The sequence below is a fragment of the Microbacterium sp. Root53 genome, from assembly GCF_001426925.1.
Classification (GTDB): Bacteria; Actinomycetota; Actinomycetes; order Actinomycetales; family Microbacteriaceae; genus Microbacterium.
Map to the genome: position 1 here is coordinate 18,867 of NZ_LMFR01000004.1, position 17,948 is coordinate 36,814.

Sequence of the window (17,948 nt, forward strand, 5' to 3'; positions counted from 1 at the left end):
CCGACCCCCGGCACCCCGATGGACGAGGTGCGCGGGCACGGCGTCGGGCCGTGGCCGGGGGAGTGGCCGACCGATCCCCGGTACGACCCCGAGCTGCTCACCCACGGCGACACCCGCAACGTGATCGACCGTTACCGCTACTGGCGCATGGAGGCGATCGTCGCGGATCTCGACACGCGGCGGCACCCGTTCCACGTCGCGATCGAGAACTGGCAGCACGACATGAACATCGGATCCATCGTGCGCAGCGCCAACGCGTTCCTCGCCGACACCGTGCACATCATCGGGAGGCGTCGGTGGAACCGGCGCGGCGCCATGGTGACCGACCGGTACCAGCACGTCGTGCACCATCCGGACATCGCGTCGTTCACGGCGTGGGCCGCGGGGGAGGGCATCCCGGTCCTGGCGATCGACAACGTCGGCGACGCGGTGCCCGTCGACCGCGCCGAGCTGCCCGCGCGGTGCGTGCTGCTGTTCGGTCAGGAGGGTCCCGGGCTGTCCGACGAGGCGCTCGCCGCGGCGTCCGGCCACATCGAGATCACCCAGTACGGCTCGACGCGCTCGATCAACGCCTCGGCGGCCGCCGCCATCGTGATGTACGAGTGGTGCCGGAGGCACGCGGGCTGACGCGCGCTCAGCCCGTGGGCGTCGGCGTCGGCGTCGGGGTCGGTGAGGGCGCGGGCTCCGGGGCGACGGTCTGCTCGGAGAGCGGATCGGTCGTCGGCACCGGTTCCGGCGCGGTCGTCACGAGCGGGGCCGGGGCCGTGGTCTGGACGGGCTCGGGGGCCGTGGTCTGTGTGGGTTCGGGGGCCGTGGTCTCCGTCGGCTCCGGCGCGGGTTGCTGCGTCGGGGTCGGTGTGGGCGTCGGGGTCGGTGTGGGTGTGGGGGTCGGCGTCGGTGTGGGTGTGGGTGTGGGTGTCGGCGTCGGTGTGGGTGTGGGGGTCGGCGTTGGCGTCGGCGTCGGCGTCGGGGACGGAGTGGGCTTCGGCGCGGGGCTCGGCTCGGGCTCGGCCGCGGGCTGGGGCTTGGGCGCGGGCTCGACCGAGGCGGTCGCGGGCTTGGCGGGCTCGGACGGCGGCGCGACCGGTGTGAGGGGAACCGGCTTGATCGACACGCGCCCGGTGAGGAACGGCATCGGGTCGACCGCGCGCCCGTTCACCCGCACCTCGAAGTGCAGGTGGTTGCCGAAGCTGCGGCCCGTGTTGCCCACGTGGCCGATCACGTCGCCCGCCTCGACCCAGTCGCCGACCTCCACACGGCGGCTCCCATGGGACATGTGCCCGTAGAGGGTCTGGCGGCCGTCGGCGTGCTGGATGATCACGGCGACGCCGTAGCCGTAGTAGCCCTCGCTCGACAGGATGACGATCCCCGGGGCCGCGGCGCCGATCGGCGTGCCGGCCGGTGCGGCGAGGTCGATCCCCATGTGGCGCCCGCCGCGGGCGGCGAACAGGTCCGTCAGGGCGACGTTCGTGAGCGGCCAGGCGAGGCGGCCGGCCATGAGCCCGCGGTCTCCGAGCGCGGCGAGCTCGGAAACGTCCACCGGGATGCCGGCGGCCAGGGCCGCGCGAACCAGCTTCGCGCGCTCCGCGCGGCGTCGCTCCTGCAGCTCGGCGGGCGTGCTCGCGGCGTACGCGCGAGGCTCCAGGGCGCCGTCGGCCGAGTAGGCCTCCATCGCCGCGAGGATCCCCGCCTCGCCGTCCGGGCGCACGCGGGAGTCCGCGCGGTGGAACGTCGTGAAGACCGGCCGCTCCGCCACCGGCGCCTGCCGGGGCTGGTAGCCGTGACCCGGGTCGATCGGCATGTCGTACTGCGTCTGCGCCACGTACGCCGCGGCCTGCACCGCCGGCTGCGCCACGCTCAGGCTGACGGTCTCGGGCGCCGGGGCCCCGATCGCGGCCACCGCGCCCGTGCCGGCGGTCGTCGCCGCCAGCATCGCGAGCGCGACGCTCGCACGCACCGCGCCCCGTGCGACCGCGCGGGATCCCCGCGCCACGGCGGCGCGGGGTCCGCGATCGGGTGTCTTGGGCTGCATGGGTCCCTCGCGCCCATACTGGGACATCCGCCATGCCGGGCGGAAGGGGTCGGGCCGTCTTTCCCGGCCCGCGGGAGCCATCTCACCCCTCGTGTCACCCGGACCGCCGGCGTAGCGTGGCCGGCGAAAAGGAGGCCGCAATGATCACCGCACCCCTGATCCGCCCGTTCCTCTGGTTCGACGGCAACGCCCGGGAGGCCATGCAGTACTACTGCGAGGTGTTCCCCGAGAGCCGCATCGACCGGATCGATGAGTACCCGGACGAGAGCATCGACCCGCACTTCGAGGGCATGGCCGGGAAGGTCATCAACGGCGAGTTCACCCTGGCGGGGACCGCGTTCGGCTGCCTGGACGGCGGCCCGTACTTCACGTTCAACGAGTCGATCTCGTTCGTCGTCGCGTGCCGCGACCAGGCCGAGATCGACTACTACTGGGAGCGCCTGTCGTCGGTTCCCGAGGCCGAGCAGTGCGGATGGTGCAAGGACCGCTTCGGCGTGAGCTGGCAGATCGTGCCCGTGGACTTCGACCGGTTCATGCGCACGCCCGAGCAGATCCAGGCGTTCATGAAGATGAAGAAGATCGTGATCGCCGAGCTCGAGGCCGCGTAGACGCGGGGCGGAGCGCGTCGTGCGCCCCGCCCCGCGTCCGCCGATCAGAGCGCGGGCACCGCGTTCTCGATGAGCTCCCGCGCCATCTCCGGGAACCAGCCGCCCGCGGCCGGCGCGACCATGCCGCGCGCCGGATCCTCGGGGCCGGCGGTGCCGCGCAGGCACTGTCCGTCGGACTCGCCGGGCACCTTGATCCACAGATAGGCGTCGAGCAGGTCGTAGCCCGTGTCGGTCGAGGGGCGCAGGCCCAGACCCCGGTCGAGCGGGTTGCACCAGTCCTCGTAGCCGGCTGCGACCTGCCAGGGGCCCTGGCCGTTGCGGCTCGTGTCGATCACGAAGTGGGTGGACGGCTCGATGTCGCCGAGCTGCGACGCGTAGCGGGAGTCGACGCCCGACGTGTTCAGCGCCGGGTCCGCGGCGTCCGCCGACCACTCGCCGTACGGATCCATGGACACGCCGCTCCAGCCGTTGGCGGGCCCGCCGTTCCAGTACTGGCTGCCGCAGTCGCCGAACGCGCCGCCCGCCTCGGTCACGAGCGCGATGCACGACGAGATCCAGGTGCCGTACGCGGTGAGGTTGGCCGTGTACTGGTAGTTCGAGGCGTTGAGGAAGAAGCCGTCCGCCTGCTGCACCCCGGCCTTCAGGAGACGGTCGCTGATGTCGCCGACGCTGAGCCACGCGCTGTGCGTGCCGTCGAGGTAGACCGCCGTGTTCGGCAGCGCCGACAGGGTCTCGACCGCGTGGCGCAGCATCGTGAAGCGGTCCTCCGCGGCCGTGGCGGGGTCGAGCTCGGCCGGGCGGCACCACTCCTGTGTGCCCTCGATGGTCGTGTAGTGGGGGATGATCCCGAGTCCGTCGGGCTCGAGGACGACGACCGCGTCCTTGCCGCCGATCCCCTTGGCGAACCCGTCGATCCACGCGGTGTACTCGGCGACGCTGGTGGCTCCGCCCGCCGAGTACTGCGCGCAGTCGCGGAACGGCACGTTGTAGGCGACGAGCACGGGGACCTCGCCCTCCGCGTGCGCGTGGACGACGACGTCCTTGACCTCCTGCTTCACCTCGACGGGCGATCCGCCCGTGAACCAGGAGGCCGTGGGGAAGGGCGCGAGCGCGAGCGCGTCCTCCCGCGCCTGGCCCGTGAGGCCCTCGGCGGCCCGGTACGTCGTGCTGTCGGGGTCGGAGTAGAGGGTGGTCGTCGGATCGATCACGTCGTTCGCGGCGAACGCCGGTGCGGCGCCGCCGAGGCAGACGAGGACGAGGGCGGAGGCGGCCGCGGTGGCCGCTCCGGCACGCCTCATCGTCGAGGCAGGGGACATCTGGGCTCCTTACGGTGCCGTCGGACCCGCCGACGGCGCTGTCGTGATGGGTCTGTGCAGAGCTGATCCCGATGTGTGGGAGCGCTCCCACGCTCGGGGTCAGATACCAACCTGGCGGGCGCGACGCGGCATGTCAAGGGGCGATCGGCGCGCCCGTGCGCCGCTCACAGGACGAGCGGCCCGCGCGCAGGCTCATCCGCCCCGGAACGCGACGGGAGCCACATCCGGCCTGTCAGCGGGCGCGCGGGGCGCGCCGAGAGGCCGGAGCCGTGGCTCACTCGCGCCCGGCGGAGACCCAGGCCGGGCTGAACGACCGGTGTCCGTGCACGCGCGACGCGAGAGCGTCGAGGCGCGAGACCTGCGCGGGATCGAGCCGGATGTCGGCGGCCGCGAGGTTCTCGTCGACCCGCTCCGGGAAGCGCGTCCCGGGGATCGGCACGACCGGCAGGCCGAGCGCGCGGCCCTTCTCGTACAGCCACGCGAGCGCGAGCTGGGCGGGCGTCACGCCGGCCTCGGCGGCGGCGGCGAGGACCTCGTCGAGCACCGGCTGGTTCGCGGCGAGCGTGTCCGGGGCGAAGCGCGGGAACTTCGGCCGCCCGTCGTGCTCGCCGACCGCGGCCGGGTCGAACGCCCCCGTGAGCCACTGGCGGCTGAGGGGGGAGTACGGGACGAAGCCGATGCCCAGCTCGCGCGCGGCCGGCACGACGTGCGCCTCGACGTCGCGGCTCACGATGCTCCACTCGCTCTGCACGGCCGCGATCGGGTGCACCGATGCGGCGCGGCGCAGCTCGTCGCCCGTGGCCTCGGAGATGCCGATGTGCCGGATCTTCCCCTCGGCCACGAGCTCGGCGAGGGCGCCGACGGTCTCCTCGATCGGCACGTCCGGGTCCACGCGGTGCTGGTAGTAGAGGTCTAGATGGTCCGTGCCGAGGCGCTTCAGGCTCAGCTCGAGCTGCTCGCGCACGTACGCGCCGTCGCCGCGGATCCCGCGCCTGCCGACTCCGCCGCCCCCGACGATCCCGAACTTCGATGCGAGCTGCACCTCGCCGCGGCGCGTGCGCAGGAGGCGCGAGATGATGCGCTCGCTGCGGCCGTCGCCGTAGATGTTCGCGGTGTCGATGAACGTCACGCCCGCATCCACCGCGTGAGTGAGCGTGCGCAGCGCGTCGTCGTCGCTCACGGGACCGTAGATGTCGCTCAGCGACATGCCGCCGTAGCCCTGGCGCGGCACCTCGAGGCCGTCGCCGAGGGTGATCAGGTCGGCAGGGCTGGGGGAGGTCCGTGTCGCGCTCACGCGTTCGAGCCTAGGGCGCTCCCTGATGCCGCGGGCCGCCCGCGATCGCGTGCGTCACGCGCGAGCGTGCATCCACGCGCCGCCGCGGACCCGCGTGCCGAGCGTGACCAGCCGCGCGCCCATGAACACCAGGAAGAACGCGGCCGACAGCCACGCGAGGCCGCCCCATCCGGTCGGCGCGAGCCACGCGATCGCGCCGAGCGAGGGCAGGAACGGCGCGAGGTTCAGGACCCCCGCGATCGCGAGGTAGCGCGCGTCGCCCGCGCCCATCAGCACGCCATCGAGCACGTAGACGACGCCCGCGAGGGGCTGCGTCAGCGCCATCAGCAGGAGGGCGGGCTGGATGACGGCCGCCAGCTCGGGGTCGCCCGTGAAGGCCAGGCCGAGCACGCCGGAGAGCGCAGCGAAGAGCAGTCCGATCGCGAGCCCGAACCACGCGCCCCAGGCGGTCGTCCGTCGCAGCACGAAGCGCACGGCCTCGAGGTCCCCGGCCCCGAGGCTCTTGCCGATCAGCGCCTGAGCCGCGATCGCGAGCGCATCCAGGGCGAACGCGGCGGTCGATGAGATCGTGAAGACGATCTGCCATCCGGCGAGCTCCTGCGTGCCCAGGGCCGTGGCGACCGCGACCGTGAGGAGCAGCGCCAGGCGCAGGCTCACGGTGCGCAGGAACAGCCAGCCTCCCGCCCGCGCCGATCCGCGGATGCCCGCGCGCTGCGGCCGCACCTGCGCGTCGTGGCGCCGCGCGAGCCGCCCCGCGACGACGGCGTAGGCCGCGACCATGCCCCACTGCGCGACCACGGTGCCGACGGCCGAGCCCGCGATGCCCCAGCCGAACCCGTAGATGAACAGCGCGTTCAGCGCGGCGTTCGCGACGAAGCCGAGCCCCGCGATCCACAGCGGTGTCACGGTGTCCTGCAGGCCGCGCAGCAGCCCGGTCGCGGCGAACACGATCAGCATCGCGGGAAGGCCCCACATCGAGATGCCGAGGTAGACGCCGGCCTCCGCGGCGACGTCCGGGCTCGCGCCGAACGCCGCGACGAGCGCGGGCGTCGCGAACCATCCGGCCACGGCGAGCACCGCGCCCATCCCGAGCGCCAGCCACATCCCGTCGATGCCGACCGAGACGGCGCCGCCGGCGTCGCCCGCGCCGAACCGCCGCGCGACGGCGGGCGTCGTGGCGTACGCGAGGAACACCATGAGCCCGACGATCGTGCTCAGCACGGCGCTCGCGATGCCGAGGCCCGCGAGCGGCACGACGCCGAGATGGCCCACGAGCGCGGCGTCCACCATGAGGAACAGCGGCTCGGCGACCAGCGACCCGAGCGCCGGGATCGCCAGCCGCAGGATGTCGCGGTTCAGCGTCGCCGTGCGGGTCGTCACCCCTCGAGCGTAGGACGGGCCGCCGACGCGCCGCGCGCCGCCGATGTCACATGCCGTGCGCCGAGATCACCCGCGCTCGGCGAGATCATATGCGGTTGCGGGTGATCTCGCCGCGCGGATGTGATGTCGGTTCAGGCGGGGCCGGAGCCTCGTCCACAGGGGCGGATCGGCGCGGGTTTGCGCGGGATGGCCGGGGGTGGCCGCGTGCGGGGGCGGCGGGGTGTCCAGAGTGGCGGGCATGGAGAAGGTCAGGCTGCTCACCCTCGCCGAGCTCGACGCGCGGGGGCGGGCCGAAGCCGCCGTGCGGGCGGATGTCGCAGCGGGGCGGCTCGTGCGCATCCGGCTCCGCCAGGAGCTCGCCGATCCGCGACCACACGGGCCGCGTGACCCACGGCCTGTCGATCTCGTCGATCGCGCTCGAGCACCCCGGCCGCTCGATCGAGGAGATGGCGCCGCAGGCGATCGCGGCCGCGAACGAGATCTCGCGCCTGCTCGGCGCCGCGGTCTGACCTCGCCCCCGTCCGTGTGGTCGTGGTTCATGACGTGCCACGGCTCCAGCCGCGACCCGCCGCGCGCCCGGCCGAACCCCGGATCGGAGAATCGGGTCCGGATCATCCGGTCATCGCGCGCGCCGCGGCACGCCGTGCTTAGGGTGGACCCATGACCGACGCCGCTCCCACGACCGCCCTCCGCTCCGGCATCGCCATCGAGGAGCTGAGCGACGAGATCCGCCCGCAGGACGACCTCTACCGCCACGTGAACGGCGCGTGGATCGAGCGCACCGAGATCCCCGGCGACAAGGCCCGGTGGGGCTCGTTCCACCTGCTCGCCGAGCAGGCAGAGAAGGACGTGCGCGCGATCATCGAGGAGTCGCAGCAGGCAGAGCCCGGCACCGAGGCCCGCAAGGTCGGCGACCTCTACGCCAGCTTCATGGACGAGCAGCGCATCGCCGAGCTGGGCGCCGCGCCCCTCGCGGAGCCCCTCGCCCAGGCCGACGCCGTGACCGACGTGGCCTCCTTCCTCGGCACGGTCGGATCGCTCGACCGCCAGGGCGTCGCGAACGTCATCGGCGTCTTCGTCGAGCCCGACCCCGGCAACCCCACCCGCTACGTCCCCTTCCTGGTGCAGTCCGGGCTGTCGCTCCCCGAGGAGAGCTACTACCGCCTCGAGTCCTTCGCCGAGGTGCGCACGCAGTTCCGCGCGCACGTCGAGCGGATGCTGGCGCTCGCCGGCATCGCGGACGCCGCCGGCCAGGCCGACCGGATCGTCGCGCTCGAGACCGAGATCGCCTCGCACCACTGGGACAACGTGCGCAGCCGCGACGCGGTCGCCACCTACAACCTGAAGACGTGGGACGAGATCCAGGCGCTCACCGGTCTGGACCTGACCCCGTGGCTCGAGGGCGTCGCGCCCGGCCGGCCCGAGGCGTTCGCCGAGGTCGTGGCGTACCAGCCGTCGTTCCTCGAGGGCCTCGGCACGCTGCTCACGGACGAGCGGATCGAGGACTGGAAGGCGTGGCTGCGGTTCAAGATCGTGCGGGCCGCGGCGCCGTACCTGTCCGACGACTTCGTGAACGAGAACTTCGACTTCACCGGCACGACCCTCACGGGCGTGCCCGAGATCCGCGAGCGCTGGAAGCGCGGCGTCGCGCTCGCCGAGGGCGCGCTGGGCGAAGCCGTCGGCAAGGTCTACGTCGAGCGGCACTTCCCGCCGGCCGCCAAGGCCGCGATGGACGACCTGGTCGCCAACCTGATCGAGGCGTACCGGCAGAGCATCACGACGCTCGAGTGGATGGGTCCCGAGACGCGCGAGCGCGCGCTGAAGAAGCTCGACTCGTTCACGCCGAAGATCGGCTACCCCGTGACCTGGAAGGACTACGGCGCACTCGAGATCGACGCGACCGACCTGCTCGGCAACGTCCGCCGCGCGAGCGCGTTCGAGCACGACCGCCAGATCGGCAAGGTCGGCAAGCCGATCGACCGCGACGAGTGGTTCATGACGCCGCAGACCGTCAACGCGTACTACAACCCGCTGATGAACGAGATCGTGTTCCCGGCGGCCATCCTGCAGTATCCGTTCTTCGATCCGGAGCGCGACGACGCCGCGAACTACGGCGGGATCGGCGCCGTGATCGGCCACGAGATCGGCCACGGGTTCGACGACCAGGGCAGCCGCTACGACGCCGACGGCAGCCTGACCGACTGGTGGACGGACGCCGACCGCGCCGCGTTCGAGGAGCGCACCAAGGCGCTCATCGCCCAGTACGACGCGCTCACGCCCCTCGGCCTGGACGAGTCGTACAAGGTGAACGGCGCCCTCACGATCGGCGAGAACATCGGCGACCTCGGCGGCCTCGGCATCGCGCTCAAGGCCTATCAGCTCTCGCTCGGGGGCGAGCCGGCGCCCGAGATCGACGGGTACACCGGCGTGCAGCGCCTGTTCCTGTCGTGGGCGCAGGTGTGGCAGCAGAAGGGCCGCGAGGCCGAGACCATCCGCCTGCTGACGATCGACCCGCACTCGCCCAACGAGTTCCGGTGCAACCAGATCGTCCGCAACATCGACGCGTTCTACGACGCGTTCGGCGTGACCGAGGCGGATGCGCTCTGGCTGCCGGAGGAGCAGCGCGTCACCATCTGGTGAGGCTCAGGAGCGCCGAATGTCCGCGTGCTGACCGTTACGAAAGTGCGCGGGTCAGGAGTGAGCACGGTCAAGGCGTGACACTGCGAGCGCCGTAGATCTGTATGTCCCCAAAAAGGCTACATGCCCGCGCGATTCTATTGTGAGACGATCCCATTGATTCGACACCAAAAGAAAGTGGGTTCCCGATGAAGCGGCTGAAGACTGCAGGAATTGTCGCGCTAGCCGTGCTGGTCTCGCCGTTGCTAATGGGAGCCGCAGATAAAGATTCGAAACCACCGAAGGATGAAGAATTCTACATCCTTCATGTCGCTTCCGGGGAACGGATCAACTCGTCCGAGATCCAGGATCTCATCCCCGAGCCGCGCTCGTCAGAGCCCGGCGCGAGCCCGTATCTGATAAATGACCCGGCCGCCTGGACCGCATGCTTTGGCCCCACCTTCAATGCGAACTACCCCCTTCGTTATCCCACAACCAGTCAAGACTGCAGCAGGCAAGCAGCATGGGCATTTTGACTGTGGACCTCGGAGTGCCGTACAGCGGCTGGCCACTCCGCCTCGGAGGCGACTACCAGTTCGGTATCGGCCAGCTCGATCCTAAACTCGTACGGGAACTCCAAGACTGGGCGGCAGAATTCAACGCCAATTTTGACGAAGAATCCGGATGGTCATCACCGAGCCAAAGAGAAGAGCATGCTCGAATAGGATTCGAGTTGCTCCAGAAAGTGCAGGATCAACTCGGGTCGGATTACGATGTTGTGCTTGATCCGATTGGTGGCGGCCTCACGCCGTGGCAGTCCTCGGACCGACCCGCACTCGCCCAACGAGTTCCGGCGCAAGCAGATCGTGTGCAACATCGATGCGTTCTACTACGCGCTCGGCGTGACGAGGCAGATGCGCGCTGGTCTCCGAGGGGTTTCGCGCGAGAAGGCTCACATGATTTCCCCTCGAAGGAGCCGCGCCCGCCAGTGGCCGAGGGAGGTCACCGCGCGGGCCGAAGTGCCACGCCCGAGTGGGCGACTGCCGCGTGCAGTACCGGATTGAAGACGGTTGGCTAATCGTGGTCATCGTGCACGCGGGTCGCCGCCGCGAGGCGCACGACCATCGGCGGTGTCGGGCGTCCCGCTTAGGCTCGGGGGGTGCCGTTCGTGCTGAGCCCCGCGGACCTCCCGCGGATCCTGCCCGTGTGGATGGTTCAGCACGGTGCGCACCTCGCCGAGCAGGGCGTGGCGCGCATCGTCGAGCGGTACGACCTGGGCGGCACCACCTCGTACGAGGGGCGCGTCGCGCGGTGGACCGTCTACGTCGACCTGGATGAGCGCACCGGCCCGCGGATGGACTGCACGGAGTGCGGCGCCGTCGGATGCGTGCACGCGGCGGCCGTCCTGCACCTGATCGCGCACGGTGCGACGTCCGGGGCGACGCTCGCACGCGGCCCGGGCGCGGGCGCCGGAACCGGCACCGGCCTCGTCGAGCCGTGGCGGCGCGCACTCGAGCGCGCGCTCGACGAGGGCCACCACAGCGAGACGGTGGACGTCGCCCTGCTGATCGGGCTGGATCGCGACGGGGTGCAGATCCGCCCGGCGCTGCGCGGCACGCGCGGCACGTGGATCCGCACCGGCATCGGCTGGCGCGACCTCGACGGCAAGGGCCTCACGGCGGATCAGCGTCGCGCGCTCGGCGAGCTCGAGGCGCTGTTCGAGGCGCGCGAGCACTTCCCTGGCGCCGCAGCCGACCACCGCCCGGTGCACCGCAGCCGCTGGGGGTCGTACGACCGCGCGCCGCAGTGGATCCGCCTCGACGAGCTCCCGAGCCGCGGCCTGTGGGACGTGCTCGTCGAGCTGCGCGACGCCGGCGTGCATCTCGTCGCCGACACCAGGGCGCAGCCGGCCGTGACGCTGCGGGCCGAGCCGGCGGCGCACTTCCTCGCGCTCGACCGCCGCGACGACGCGCTGCACGTGCAGCCCGTGATCGACCTGGCCGACGCCGCGGATGCGCGCATCCTGCCGGTCGGCGTGCCCGTGGCCGCCATGGCGCTGACCGACGACGAGCGCGTGCGCGAGCTGGTGCCGCTGCGCGAGCCCCTGGCCGACTCCTTCACCCGGCTGATGCAGGGCGAGCCGTTCGCGGTCCCCGCCGAGGCCGTCCCGGACTTCGAGCGCGAGTACCTGCCGAAGCTCCGGGGCATCGCGGCGCTGCGATCGCCCGGCGGCACGTACGACATCCCGGCTCCGCCGCGGCCGGCGCTCATCCTGACCGTCGCGCACGACGAGGCGCGTGCGCGGCTCGCGTGGCGGTGGGACCTGCCGCCCGGGTCGCCGCGGGTCCCCGCCGAGGAGCGCCGCATCGGCGACGCGGTCGCGGATGCGGCGGGTGAGCGCGCCGACCTGCTCGGCGTGCGACAGGGCACCGGGTTCGGGGCCGCGTGGCTGACGCGCGACGAGACGGTCGAGTTCCTCGCGGCCGTGCTGCCGGCGCTGCGCGGGGTCGAGGGGCTCCGGATCGAGGAGACCGACCAGCTCCCCGAGTACCGCTTCGCGGGAGAGCTGCCCGTCGTGCACGTGTCGGCCCAGCCGCACGGCAACGACTGGTTCGACCTCGAGGTCAGCGTCGACGTCGGCGGCGAGCCCGTGCCGCTCGGCATGCTGCTCGCGGCCCTGGTGGCACGCGACCGCTATCTCGTGCTGCCGAGCGGCGCGGTGTTCACGCTGCGCTCGGAGCGCTTCGAGCCGCTGCGGCAGCTGCTCGACGAGGCCCGCGGGCTGCAGGATCGCGCGACCGGGCCGCTGCGGATCAGCCGCCTTCAGGTCGACCTGTGGACCGAGCTCGTGCAGACCGGCGTGGTCGAGGCGCAGGAGCAGGAGTGGCTGCAGTCTCTCCGCGCGCTGTCGGACGCCGACCGCCTCGAGCCCGTCGCGGCGCCGGAGGGCTTCCGCGCCACGCTGCGCGAGTACCAGAAGGTCGGGCTCGCGTGGCTGGACTTCCTGCGCGTGCACCGGCTGGGCGGCATCCTGGCCGACGACATGGGCCTCGGCAAGACCGTGCAGGTGCTCGCCGCGCTCGAGCGGGCGCGCGCGGATGAGCCGGATGCGCGGTTCCTCGTCGTCACGCCGACGAGCGTCGTGGGGCACTGGGTGTCGGAGTCGGAGCGCTTCGCGCCCGGGCTGCGAGCGGTCGGCATCGAGGAGACGTCGGGCAAGCGCGGCACGCCGCTCGCCGAGGTCGCGGCCGCCGCGCGCCTCGTGGTCACGAGCTACGCGCTGTTCCGCCTCGACTTCGCGGAGTACGAGGCGCTCGGCTTCCGCGTGCTCGTGCTCGACGAGGCGCAGCAGATCAAGAACCACCGGTCGCAGGGCTACCGGTGCGCGCGGCTGCTCAGCGCGCCGACCAAGTTCGCCATCACGGGCACGCCGCTCGAGAACAACCTGCTCGAGCTGTGGGCGCTCGTCTCGCTCACCGCGCCCGGCCTGCTGGGCGGCGAGAAGTCCTTCACGGACCACTACCGCAAGCCGATCGAGCGGGAGCGCGACGGCGCCCGGCTCGCGCGGCTGCGGCGGCGCATCCGGCCGTTCCTGCTGCGGCGCACCAAGGACCGGGTCGCGGCCGACCTCCCGGAGAAGACCGAGCAGCTGCTCGAGGTCGAGCTGCACGGCGCGCACCAGCGGATCTACCAGGTGCGGCTGCAGCGCGAGCGGCAGAAGGTCATGGGGCTGCTCGACGACGTCAAGGCCAACCGGATGGAGATCCTGCGCTCGCTCACGACGCTGCGGATGCTGGCCCTCGATCCGGAGCTGGTCGGGGAGGCGCCCGCGCCGTCCGCCAAGCTCGAGAAGCTCGGCGACCTGCTAGACGAGATCGTCGGCGACGGGCACAGCGCGCTGGTGTTCAGCCAGTTCACGACCTTCCTCGGCCGCGCCGCGGGCGTGGCTGAGCGCCGCGGCATCCCGTTCGCGTATCTCGACGGATCCGTCACCGCGCCGCAGCGGCGCCGGATGATCGACCGCTTCACGTCGGGCGACGTGCCGGTCTTCTTCATCTCGCTCAAGGCCGGCGGGTTCGGGCTCAACCTCACCCAGGCGGACTACTGCATCCTGCTCGACCCGTGGTGGAATCCTGCCGCCGAGCTGCAGGCCACCGACCGCGCGCACCGCATCGGCCAGACGCGTCCCGTGGTGGTCTACCGGCTGATCTCGAAGGGCACGATCGAGTCGAAGGTCGTCGCGATGCAGGAGAAGAAGTCGCGGCTGTTCCGGGATGTGCTCGCGGGCGACGAGGATCCGGCCGCGATCGGCGGGCTCACGGCCGACGACTTCCGCGCCCTGGTGCAGTAGGCCGCCGGCGGCTTGGGGCGTTTCGACTCCGCTCGCTGGCGCTCGCTCCGCTCAACGACCGGCGGGCCGCGCCGGGGGCTTCACGCGTTTCGACTCGCTTCGCTCGCTCAACGAGCATTCCCCCTTGCTCGTTGAGCGACCGAGCGAAGCGAGGGAGTCGAAACGGCCCGAGCCTCCCCTCGAGGCCCGGCTCCGCTCAACGACCGGCGAGGATGCGGCGGATGGCGCGCACCGACGCCGGGCGGCAGCCCGCCTCCGTGAGTCGGCCCACGATGACGGGCTCGAGCCGCGCGAGCATCAGGCCGCGGCGCACCAGGAAGGCCGGGGCCTTGCGGCGCTCGCGCAGGTCGCGCGTGAGGCGCAGGCCCATCGTCAGCCAGCGCGAGCGGCGCACGCACAGCGCGTCGGCCAGGATGCCGCGGCGCCGCGCCTCGGCCACGACCTCGCCCACGAACACGCCCTCCGCGACGAACCGCGTGGCGCCGCCGAGCTCGATCGTGCGCGTGCCGACCGGGTCGTTCGCCGCGATGTCGTAGACGGGGACCTCGGTGCGCCCGGTGCGGGCCAGCTCCTCGAGGGCCGCGATCGCGCGATCGGCGTGCCAGGACGCGGGGTGGTCCCAGTCGACCTCGCCCGTGGCGAGGCGCGGCAGGGCGGGGTCGTCCCCCGAGCGGTAGAAGTCGTCGAGGCGCAGCAGCGGAAGGCCCGAGGCCTCGGCCAGGCGGGACTTGCCGGATCCGCTCGCTCCGCCGATCAGCACGACCTGCGCGAGTGGCGGGACGTCGGAGGGCATGGGGAAGATTCTGCCCGAGCGGGGCTGGGACGACGATGAACCCCGGGCCCGCCGTGCCGGCATCGATTCTTCACCGATCCGTTGCCTGATCGACCGCGGCGGGACCGCCGCGGTGAGGCACAATCGAGGAGGGGGAGTCTTCGGAGGATCGACGATCGACGTGCCCGCACATCCCTCACACCGCGCAGACCTGCGCGCCGCCGCTCCCGCGACCCGCGGCGGCCGCGCGCGGTCGAGCACGCGCCGGTTCCGCTCGACGGTGGAGGCGCTCGAGGCCCTGTCGCTCGAGGGCGCCCGCGTCTCGGTGCACGTGATCGAGCTCGACCGCGGCGAGGCCGTGCTGGCCGGCGACGACCACATGCCGCTGCCGGTCGGCGGGCTCGGCGTCGTGCCGCTGCTCGTCGAGGTGGCCGCGCAGTTCGACGCCGGCATGCTCGACCCGTTCGAGCTCTCCGATCGCTCCGACCTCGACGACGCGGGCGCCTCCGGCGTCTGGCGCCTGCTCGCCGCGCCGACCCTGCCGCTCGCCGACCTGGCCGTGCTGGCCTCGTCGTCGGGCGACGCGCTCGCCGCGAACGCGCTGCTCGACCGTGTGGGGCACGAGCAGGTCACGCGCCGGCTGGTGTCGCTCGGGATGCCTCGCTCGGCGCTGCTCGACCGCTTCCGCGAGGAGCGCGGGCCGGATGACGCCCCGCACGTCGCGCTCGGCACCGCGCGCGAGTACGCCGCGCTGTTCGCCGCGCTCGCGGCGCGCACCGTGGTCAGCCGCGACGTCAGCACGCGTGTCACCGACTGGCTCACGCCGTCGGCCGACGCGGGCCTGGTGGGCGCGATGCTCGGGCTCGACCCGCTCTCGCACGGTGAGGACGAGCACGGCCTGGTGCACTTCGGGCGCACGGGCCGTGAGCCCGGCGCCCGCGCCGAGGCCGGCGTCATCGCGGGCCGCCGCGCGGCGTTCGCGTACGCCATGATCATCGCGTTCGACGACCTGTCGCCCCTGCACCGGCACCGGGCGCACAGCGCGTTCCACGCGCTCGGCAACGACCTCATGGAGTACGCGGTCTGAGCCGCGCGCCGGCCGCCGGTACGCTCGTGCCATGGCCTACGCGAACGTCACGCTGGATCCCGCCGCGAACATCTACTTCGACGGCAGGTGCGTGAGCCACACCTTCTTCCTGGCCGACGGCACGCGCAAGTCGGCGGGCGTCATCCTGCCCTCCGAGCTGACGTTCGGCACCGGCGCCCCCGAGGTCATGGAGCTCCACACCGGGTCGTGCCGCGTGCGCCTCGCCGGCTCGGAGGAGTGGACCGCCTACGGCGCGGGCGACTCGTTCGAGGTCCCCGGCGACTCGTCGTTCGACATCGTGGTGACCGAGCCCGTCTCGTACGTCTGCCACTACGGCTGACCGGGCGCCCTCCAGAGGGCCCCGCTCAGGACGCCGAGTGCGCGTCCTCGGGGCCGTAGAGGTCGTCCAGCAGCGCGAGGCCGCGCTCGGCCCACGCGATCTCGGTGCGCGCGCGGTCGACCAGCCCCTCGTAGCCGAAGCGCTTGAACGCGACCGTGCGGTCGTGGTCGTGCTCCGGCATGGCGGCGAGGCGGCGCACGAGCATGGGGTTGATGCGCGCGTCGATGCGGCCGAGCTCGGCCTCCCACTGCTCCAGCTCGCCGCGCCAGTGCCGGATGTGGTCCTCGAGGAACGCGCGCGCGGCGTCCGGTGAGGCGGCCTCCAGGTAGGCGGCCTTCAGGTTCGCGGGCTCGCGCACGCGGGCGTAGGGGAGCGGCTCCTCCATCCAGCGGATGTAGGCCCGGTCGCCCTCCGCGGTGAGGTGATAGACGCGGCGCGTGCCGCGCTCGCCGCGGGTCTGGTCCTCGCCGACCACGAGGCCCTCGGCCTCCATCTTGCGCAGCTCGGGGTAGATCTGGCTGTCGGGCGCGTGCCAGAGATGGCCCACCGACACCTGGAACTGCTTCTGCAGGTCGTAACCCGACAGCGGTCCGACGCGCAGAAGCGCCATCAGCGCGTATCGAAGGCTCATGCGTTCATCCCCCTGTCGTGTCCTCCCGTTGTATCGGACGCGGGGCCCGGTCGGCGAACCGACCGGGCCCCGCGCGACGGATCAGGCCTTGTAGCCCGTGCGCCATCCGCCGTGGTACTCCTGGCGGGCGACCGTCGAGTACGGCACGGGGCTCACGACCACGCGCACCTCGGTCTGCTCGTGCGGCTCGACCGAGGCCTTGCGGCTGCCGCCGTCGGGCTCGCCCCACACGACCTTCAGCTCCGTGCCCTCCGGCACGTCGGCGTCCACGGTCGCGAGCGAGAGCCCGCGCTTCTCGTTCGCGCTGTAGCCGGTGAACATCGAGAAGCCCACGACCGTGCCGTCGGCGTCGACCACCTTGTCGTAGTTCGCGGATCCGTAGTTCGCCAGCGGCAGGTCGAAGAACTTGTACTGCGGTCCCTCGACGTCCAGCAGCGACGTCCACACGCGTCCGAGATCCTCGGCGTTCCACGCGAGCGTCACCTTCTTGCGCTGCGTCGCCGGGTCGATCTTCTCGAGCGCGTCGCGGCCGATGAAGTCGTGGTCGAACTTCACGAACGAGCCGTAGCCCAGGGCCCACGGCGTGAGCTCGTAGTCGGCGATGTCCTGCGAGACGAACGATCCCGCGAGCGTGCCGGTGGCCTCGTAGCTGTCGGCGGGCAGCCACTCGCGGTACGCGCGCTCTGCCTCGCCCGAGTAGATCGCGGGCAGCGGCGACGGGATCCATCCGGACTCGAGCGTGTTCGACGGGTACGCGCGCGAGCCCACCGGCACGAGCCCGAACTCCGCGCCCGCCTCGACGATCGCGTCGCGGATGCGGTGGTGGTCGGCGTACGGGCCCCAGATCTCCAGGCCCGGGGCGCCGGCCATGCCGTGCCGCAGGGTGCGCACGGTGGTCCCGTCGATCGTCATGGTCGACATGTTGAAGAACTTGAGCTGCTCGAGGGGCCCGCTGTTGAGCTTCTCGATGACCTCCCATGCGCGGGGGCCCTGGATCTGGAACCGGTAGTACTTGCGCGAGACCGCGTCGCCGTAGGGGCGCGACGGTGAGCGGCGGTCGACCTCGATGTCGAGGTTCGAGTATCCGCCGGTCTCGCCGTGGAACAGCAGCCAGTTCGCGGCGGGCGCGCGGCCGACGTAGACGTACTCGTCCTCGCCCTCGCGGAACAGGATGCCGTCGCCGACGACGCCGCCGGTCGAGCTGGTCGGCACGTACTGCTTGGCTTTGTCGACCGGGAAGTTCGCGACCGAGTTGACCGCGGTGTCGCTGATCAGCTTGATCGCGTCGGAGCCGCTCAGGAACAGGTTGTCCATGTGGTGCGACTGGTCGTACAGGACGGCCGTCTCGCGCCATGCGCGCTGCTCCTTGATCCAGTTCTGGAAGTCGGCCGGCACGACGGGGTAGATGTACGAGCCGATCTGCGAGTTGCGAAGCAGGTCGACGGCCGATCCGGCCTGGTCGATGACCTCCTGTAGATTCCTGGGTGCCACGGTGAACCTCTCTCTGTGGGGTGGGTGTGG

The 17,948-nt window shown here is 72.1% G+C and carries 15 protein-coding genes; 8 read left to right on the plus strand and 7 right to left on the minus strand.

The annotated features are described in order from the left end of the window. The first annotated feature begins 18 nt into the window (after positions 1 to 18). Positions 19 to 627: a TrmH family RNA methyltransferase gene (locus ASD19_RS02785; protein ID WP_055988614.1), complete on the plus strand. Its 609-nt coding sequence runs from the start codon at positions 19 to 21 to the stop codon at positions 625 to 627. Positions 628 to 634: 7 nt separating this feature from the next. On the opposite strand, the gene ASD19_RS14885 is transcribed toward ASD19_RS02785, so the two are convergent. Next, the gene (locus ASD19_RS14885; RefSeq protein ID WP_055988616.1) at positions 635 to 2,032 is read right to left on the minus strand and encodes a M23 family metallopeptidase; all 1,398 of its coding nucleotides are present in this window, start codon (positions 2,030 to 2,032) and stop codon (positions 635 to 637) included. Positions 2,033 to 2,172: 140 nt separating this feature from the next. Here ASD19_RS14885 and ASD19_RS02795 point away from each other — a divergent pair, with 140 nt between their 5' ends. Further along, positions 2,173 to 2,640: a VOC family protein gene (locus ASD19_RS02795; RefSeq protein ID WP_055988618.1), complete on the plus strand. Its 468-nt coding sequence runs from the start codon at positions 2,173 to 2,175 to the stop codon at positions 2,638 to 2,640. Positions 2,641 to 2,684: 44 nt separating this feature from the next. Here the strand turns inward: ASD19_RS02795 and ASD19_RS02800 are convergent, their stop codons facing one another. The 3 genes from ASD19_RS02800 to ASD19_RS02810 form a co-directional block, all read right to left on the minus strand. After that, positions 2,685 to 3,938 carry a glycoside hydrolase family 6 protein gene (locus ASD19_RS02800; protein WP_055988620.1) on the minus strand — a complete coding sequence of 418 codons (1,254 nt, stop codon included), beginning with the start codon at positions 3,936 to 3,938 and terminating at the stop codon, positions 2,685 to 2,687. A gap of 292 nt (positions 3,939 to 4,230) precedes the next feature. Next, positions 4,231 to 5,250 carry an aldo/keto reductase gene (locus ASD19_RS02805; protein WP_235562949.1) on the minus strand — a complete coding sequence of 340 codons (1,020 nt, stop codon included), beginning with the start codon at positions 5,248 to 5,250 and terminating at the stop codon, positions 4,231 to 4,233. Positions 5,251 to 5,304: 54 nt separating this feature from the next. Beyond that, positions 5,305 to 6,630: an MATE family efflux transporter gene (locus tag ASD19_RS02810; RefSeq protein WP_055988622.1), complete on the minus strand. Its 1,326-nt coding sequence runs from the start codon at positions 6,628 to 6,630 to the stop codon at positions 5,305 to 5,307. A gap of 383 nt (positions 6,631 to 7,013) precedes the next feature. Between ASD19_RS02810 and ASD19_RS14890 the strand changes: the two genes are divergently transcribed. From ASD19_RS14890 to ASD19_RS02830, 4 genes are all read left to right on the plus strand, one after another. Continuing rightward, on the plus strand, positions 7,014 to 7,139 hold the full coding sequence (locus ASD19_RS14890; protein ID WP_268777922.1) for a hypothetical protein: 126 nt from the start codon (positions 7,014 to 7,016) through the stop codon (positions 7,137 to 7,139). Between the two features lie 151 nt (positions 7,140 to 7,290). Further along, on the plus strand, positions 7,291 to 9,270 hold the full coding sequence (locus ASD19_RS02820; RefSeq protein ID WP_055988626.1) for a M13 family metallopeptidase: 1,980 nt from the start codon (positions 7,291 to 7,293) through the stop codon (positions 9,268 to 9,270). Positions 9,271 to 9,455: 185 nt separating this feature from the next. Next, complete coding sequence (locus tag ASD19_RS14240) at positions 9,456 to 9,782, plus strand: hypothetical protein (RefSeq protein WP_156377082.1); 327 nt, start codon at positions 9,456 to 9,458, stop codon at positions 9,780 to 9,782. A gap of 623 nt (positions 9,783 to 10,405) precedes the next feature. Beyond that, positions 10,406 to 13,597 (plus strand): DEAD/DEAH box helicase, encoded by a 3,192-nt coding sequence (locus tag ASD19_RS02830; protein ID WP_055988630.1) that lies wholly within the window; start codon positions 10,406 to 10,408, stop codon positions 13,595 to 13,597. Between the two features lie 196 nt (positions 13,598 to 13,793). Here the strand turns inward: ASD19_RS02830 and ASD19_RS02835 are convergent, their stop codons facing one another. Then, complete coding sequence (locus ASD19_RS02835) at positions 13,794 to 14,390, minus strand: uridine kinase family protein (protein WP_055988632.1); 597 nt, start codon at positions 14,388 to 14,390, stop codon at positions 13,794 to 13,796. 160 nt (positions 14,391 to 14,550) lie between these two features. Here ASD19_RS02835 and ASD19_RS02840 point away from each other — a divergent pair, with 160 nt between their 5' ends. Together ASD19_RS02840 and ppnP are read left to right on the plus strand one after the other, a co-directional pair. Beyond that, positions 14,551 to 15,456: a serine hydrolase gene (locus tag ASD19_RS02840; protein ID WP_235562950.1), complete on the plus strand. Its 906-nt coding sequence runs from the start codon at positions 14,551 to 14,553 to the stop codon at positions 15,454 to 15,456. Between the two features lie 31 nt (positions 15,457 to 15,487). Further along, positions 15,488 to 15,796: a pyrimidine/purine nucleoside phosphorylase gene (gene ppnP, locus ASD19_RS02845; RefSeq protein WP_055988634.1), complete on the plus strand. Its 309-nt coding sequence runs from the start codon at positions 15,488 to 15,490 to the stop codon at positions 15,794 to 15,796. Positions 15,797 to 15,821: 25 nt separating this feature from the next. Here ppnP and ASD19_RS02850 read toward each other — a convergent pair whose 3' ends face one another. Both ASD19_RS02850 and ligM read right to left on the minus strand, forming a co-directional pair. Beyond that, positions 15,822 to 16,427: a PadR family transcriptional regulator gene (locus tag ASD19_RS02850; protein WP_055988637.1), complete on the minus strand. Its 606-nt coding sequence runs from the start codon at positions 16,425 to 16,427 to the stop codon at positions 15,822 to 15,824. Positions 16,428 to 16,508: 81 nt separating this feature from the next. Next, on the minus strand, positions 16,509 to 17,918 hold the full coding sequence (gene ligM / locus ASD19_RS02855; RefSeq protein ID WP_055988639.1) for a vanillate/3-O-methylgallate O-demethylase: 1,410 nt from the start codon (positions 17,916 to 17,918) through the stop codon (positions 16,509 to 16,511). Between the last annotated feature and the right edge of the window lie 30 nt (positions 17,919 to 17,948).

Bases quoted from the DNA above. Each gene is read 5' to 3' on its own strand.
- ASD19_RS02785 (WP_055988614.1), top strand. From the start codon at position 19: ATGGACGAGGTGCGCGGGCACGGCGTCGGGCCGTGGCCGGGGGAGTGG.
- ASD19_RS14885 (WP_055988616.1), bottom strand. From the start codon at position 2,032: ATGCAGCCCAAGACACCCGATCGCGGACCCCGCGCCGCCGTGGCGCGG.
- ASD19_RS02795 (WP_055988618.1), top strand. From the start codon at position 2,173: ATGATCACCGCACCCCTGATCCGCCCGTTCCTCTGGTTCGACGGCAAC.
- ASD19_RS02800 (WP_055988620.1), bottom strand. From the start codon at position 3,938: ATGAGGCGTGCCGGAGCGGCCACCGCGGCCGCCTCCGCCCTCGTCCTC.
- ASD19_RS02820 (WP_055988626.1), top strand. From the start codon at position 7,291: ATGACCGACGCCGCTCCCACGACCGCCCTCCGCTCCGGCATCGCCATC.
- ASD19_RS14240 (WP_156377082.1), top strand. From the start codon at position 9,456: ATGAAGCGGCTGAAGACTGCAGGAATTGTCGCGCTAGCCGTGCTGGTC.
- ASD19_RS02835 (WP_055988632.1), bottom strand. From the start codon at position 14,390: ATGCCCTCCGACGTCCCGCCACTCGCGCAGGTCGTGCTGATCGGCGGA.
- ppnP (WP_055988634.1), top strand. From the start codon at position 15,488: ATGGCCTACGCGAACGTCACGCTGGATCCCGCCGCGAACATCTACTTC.
- ASD19_RS02850 (WP_055988637.1), bottom strand. From the start codon at position 16,427: ATGAGCCTTCGATACGCGCTGATGGCGCTTCTGCGCGTCGGACCGCTG.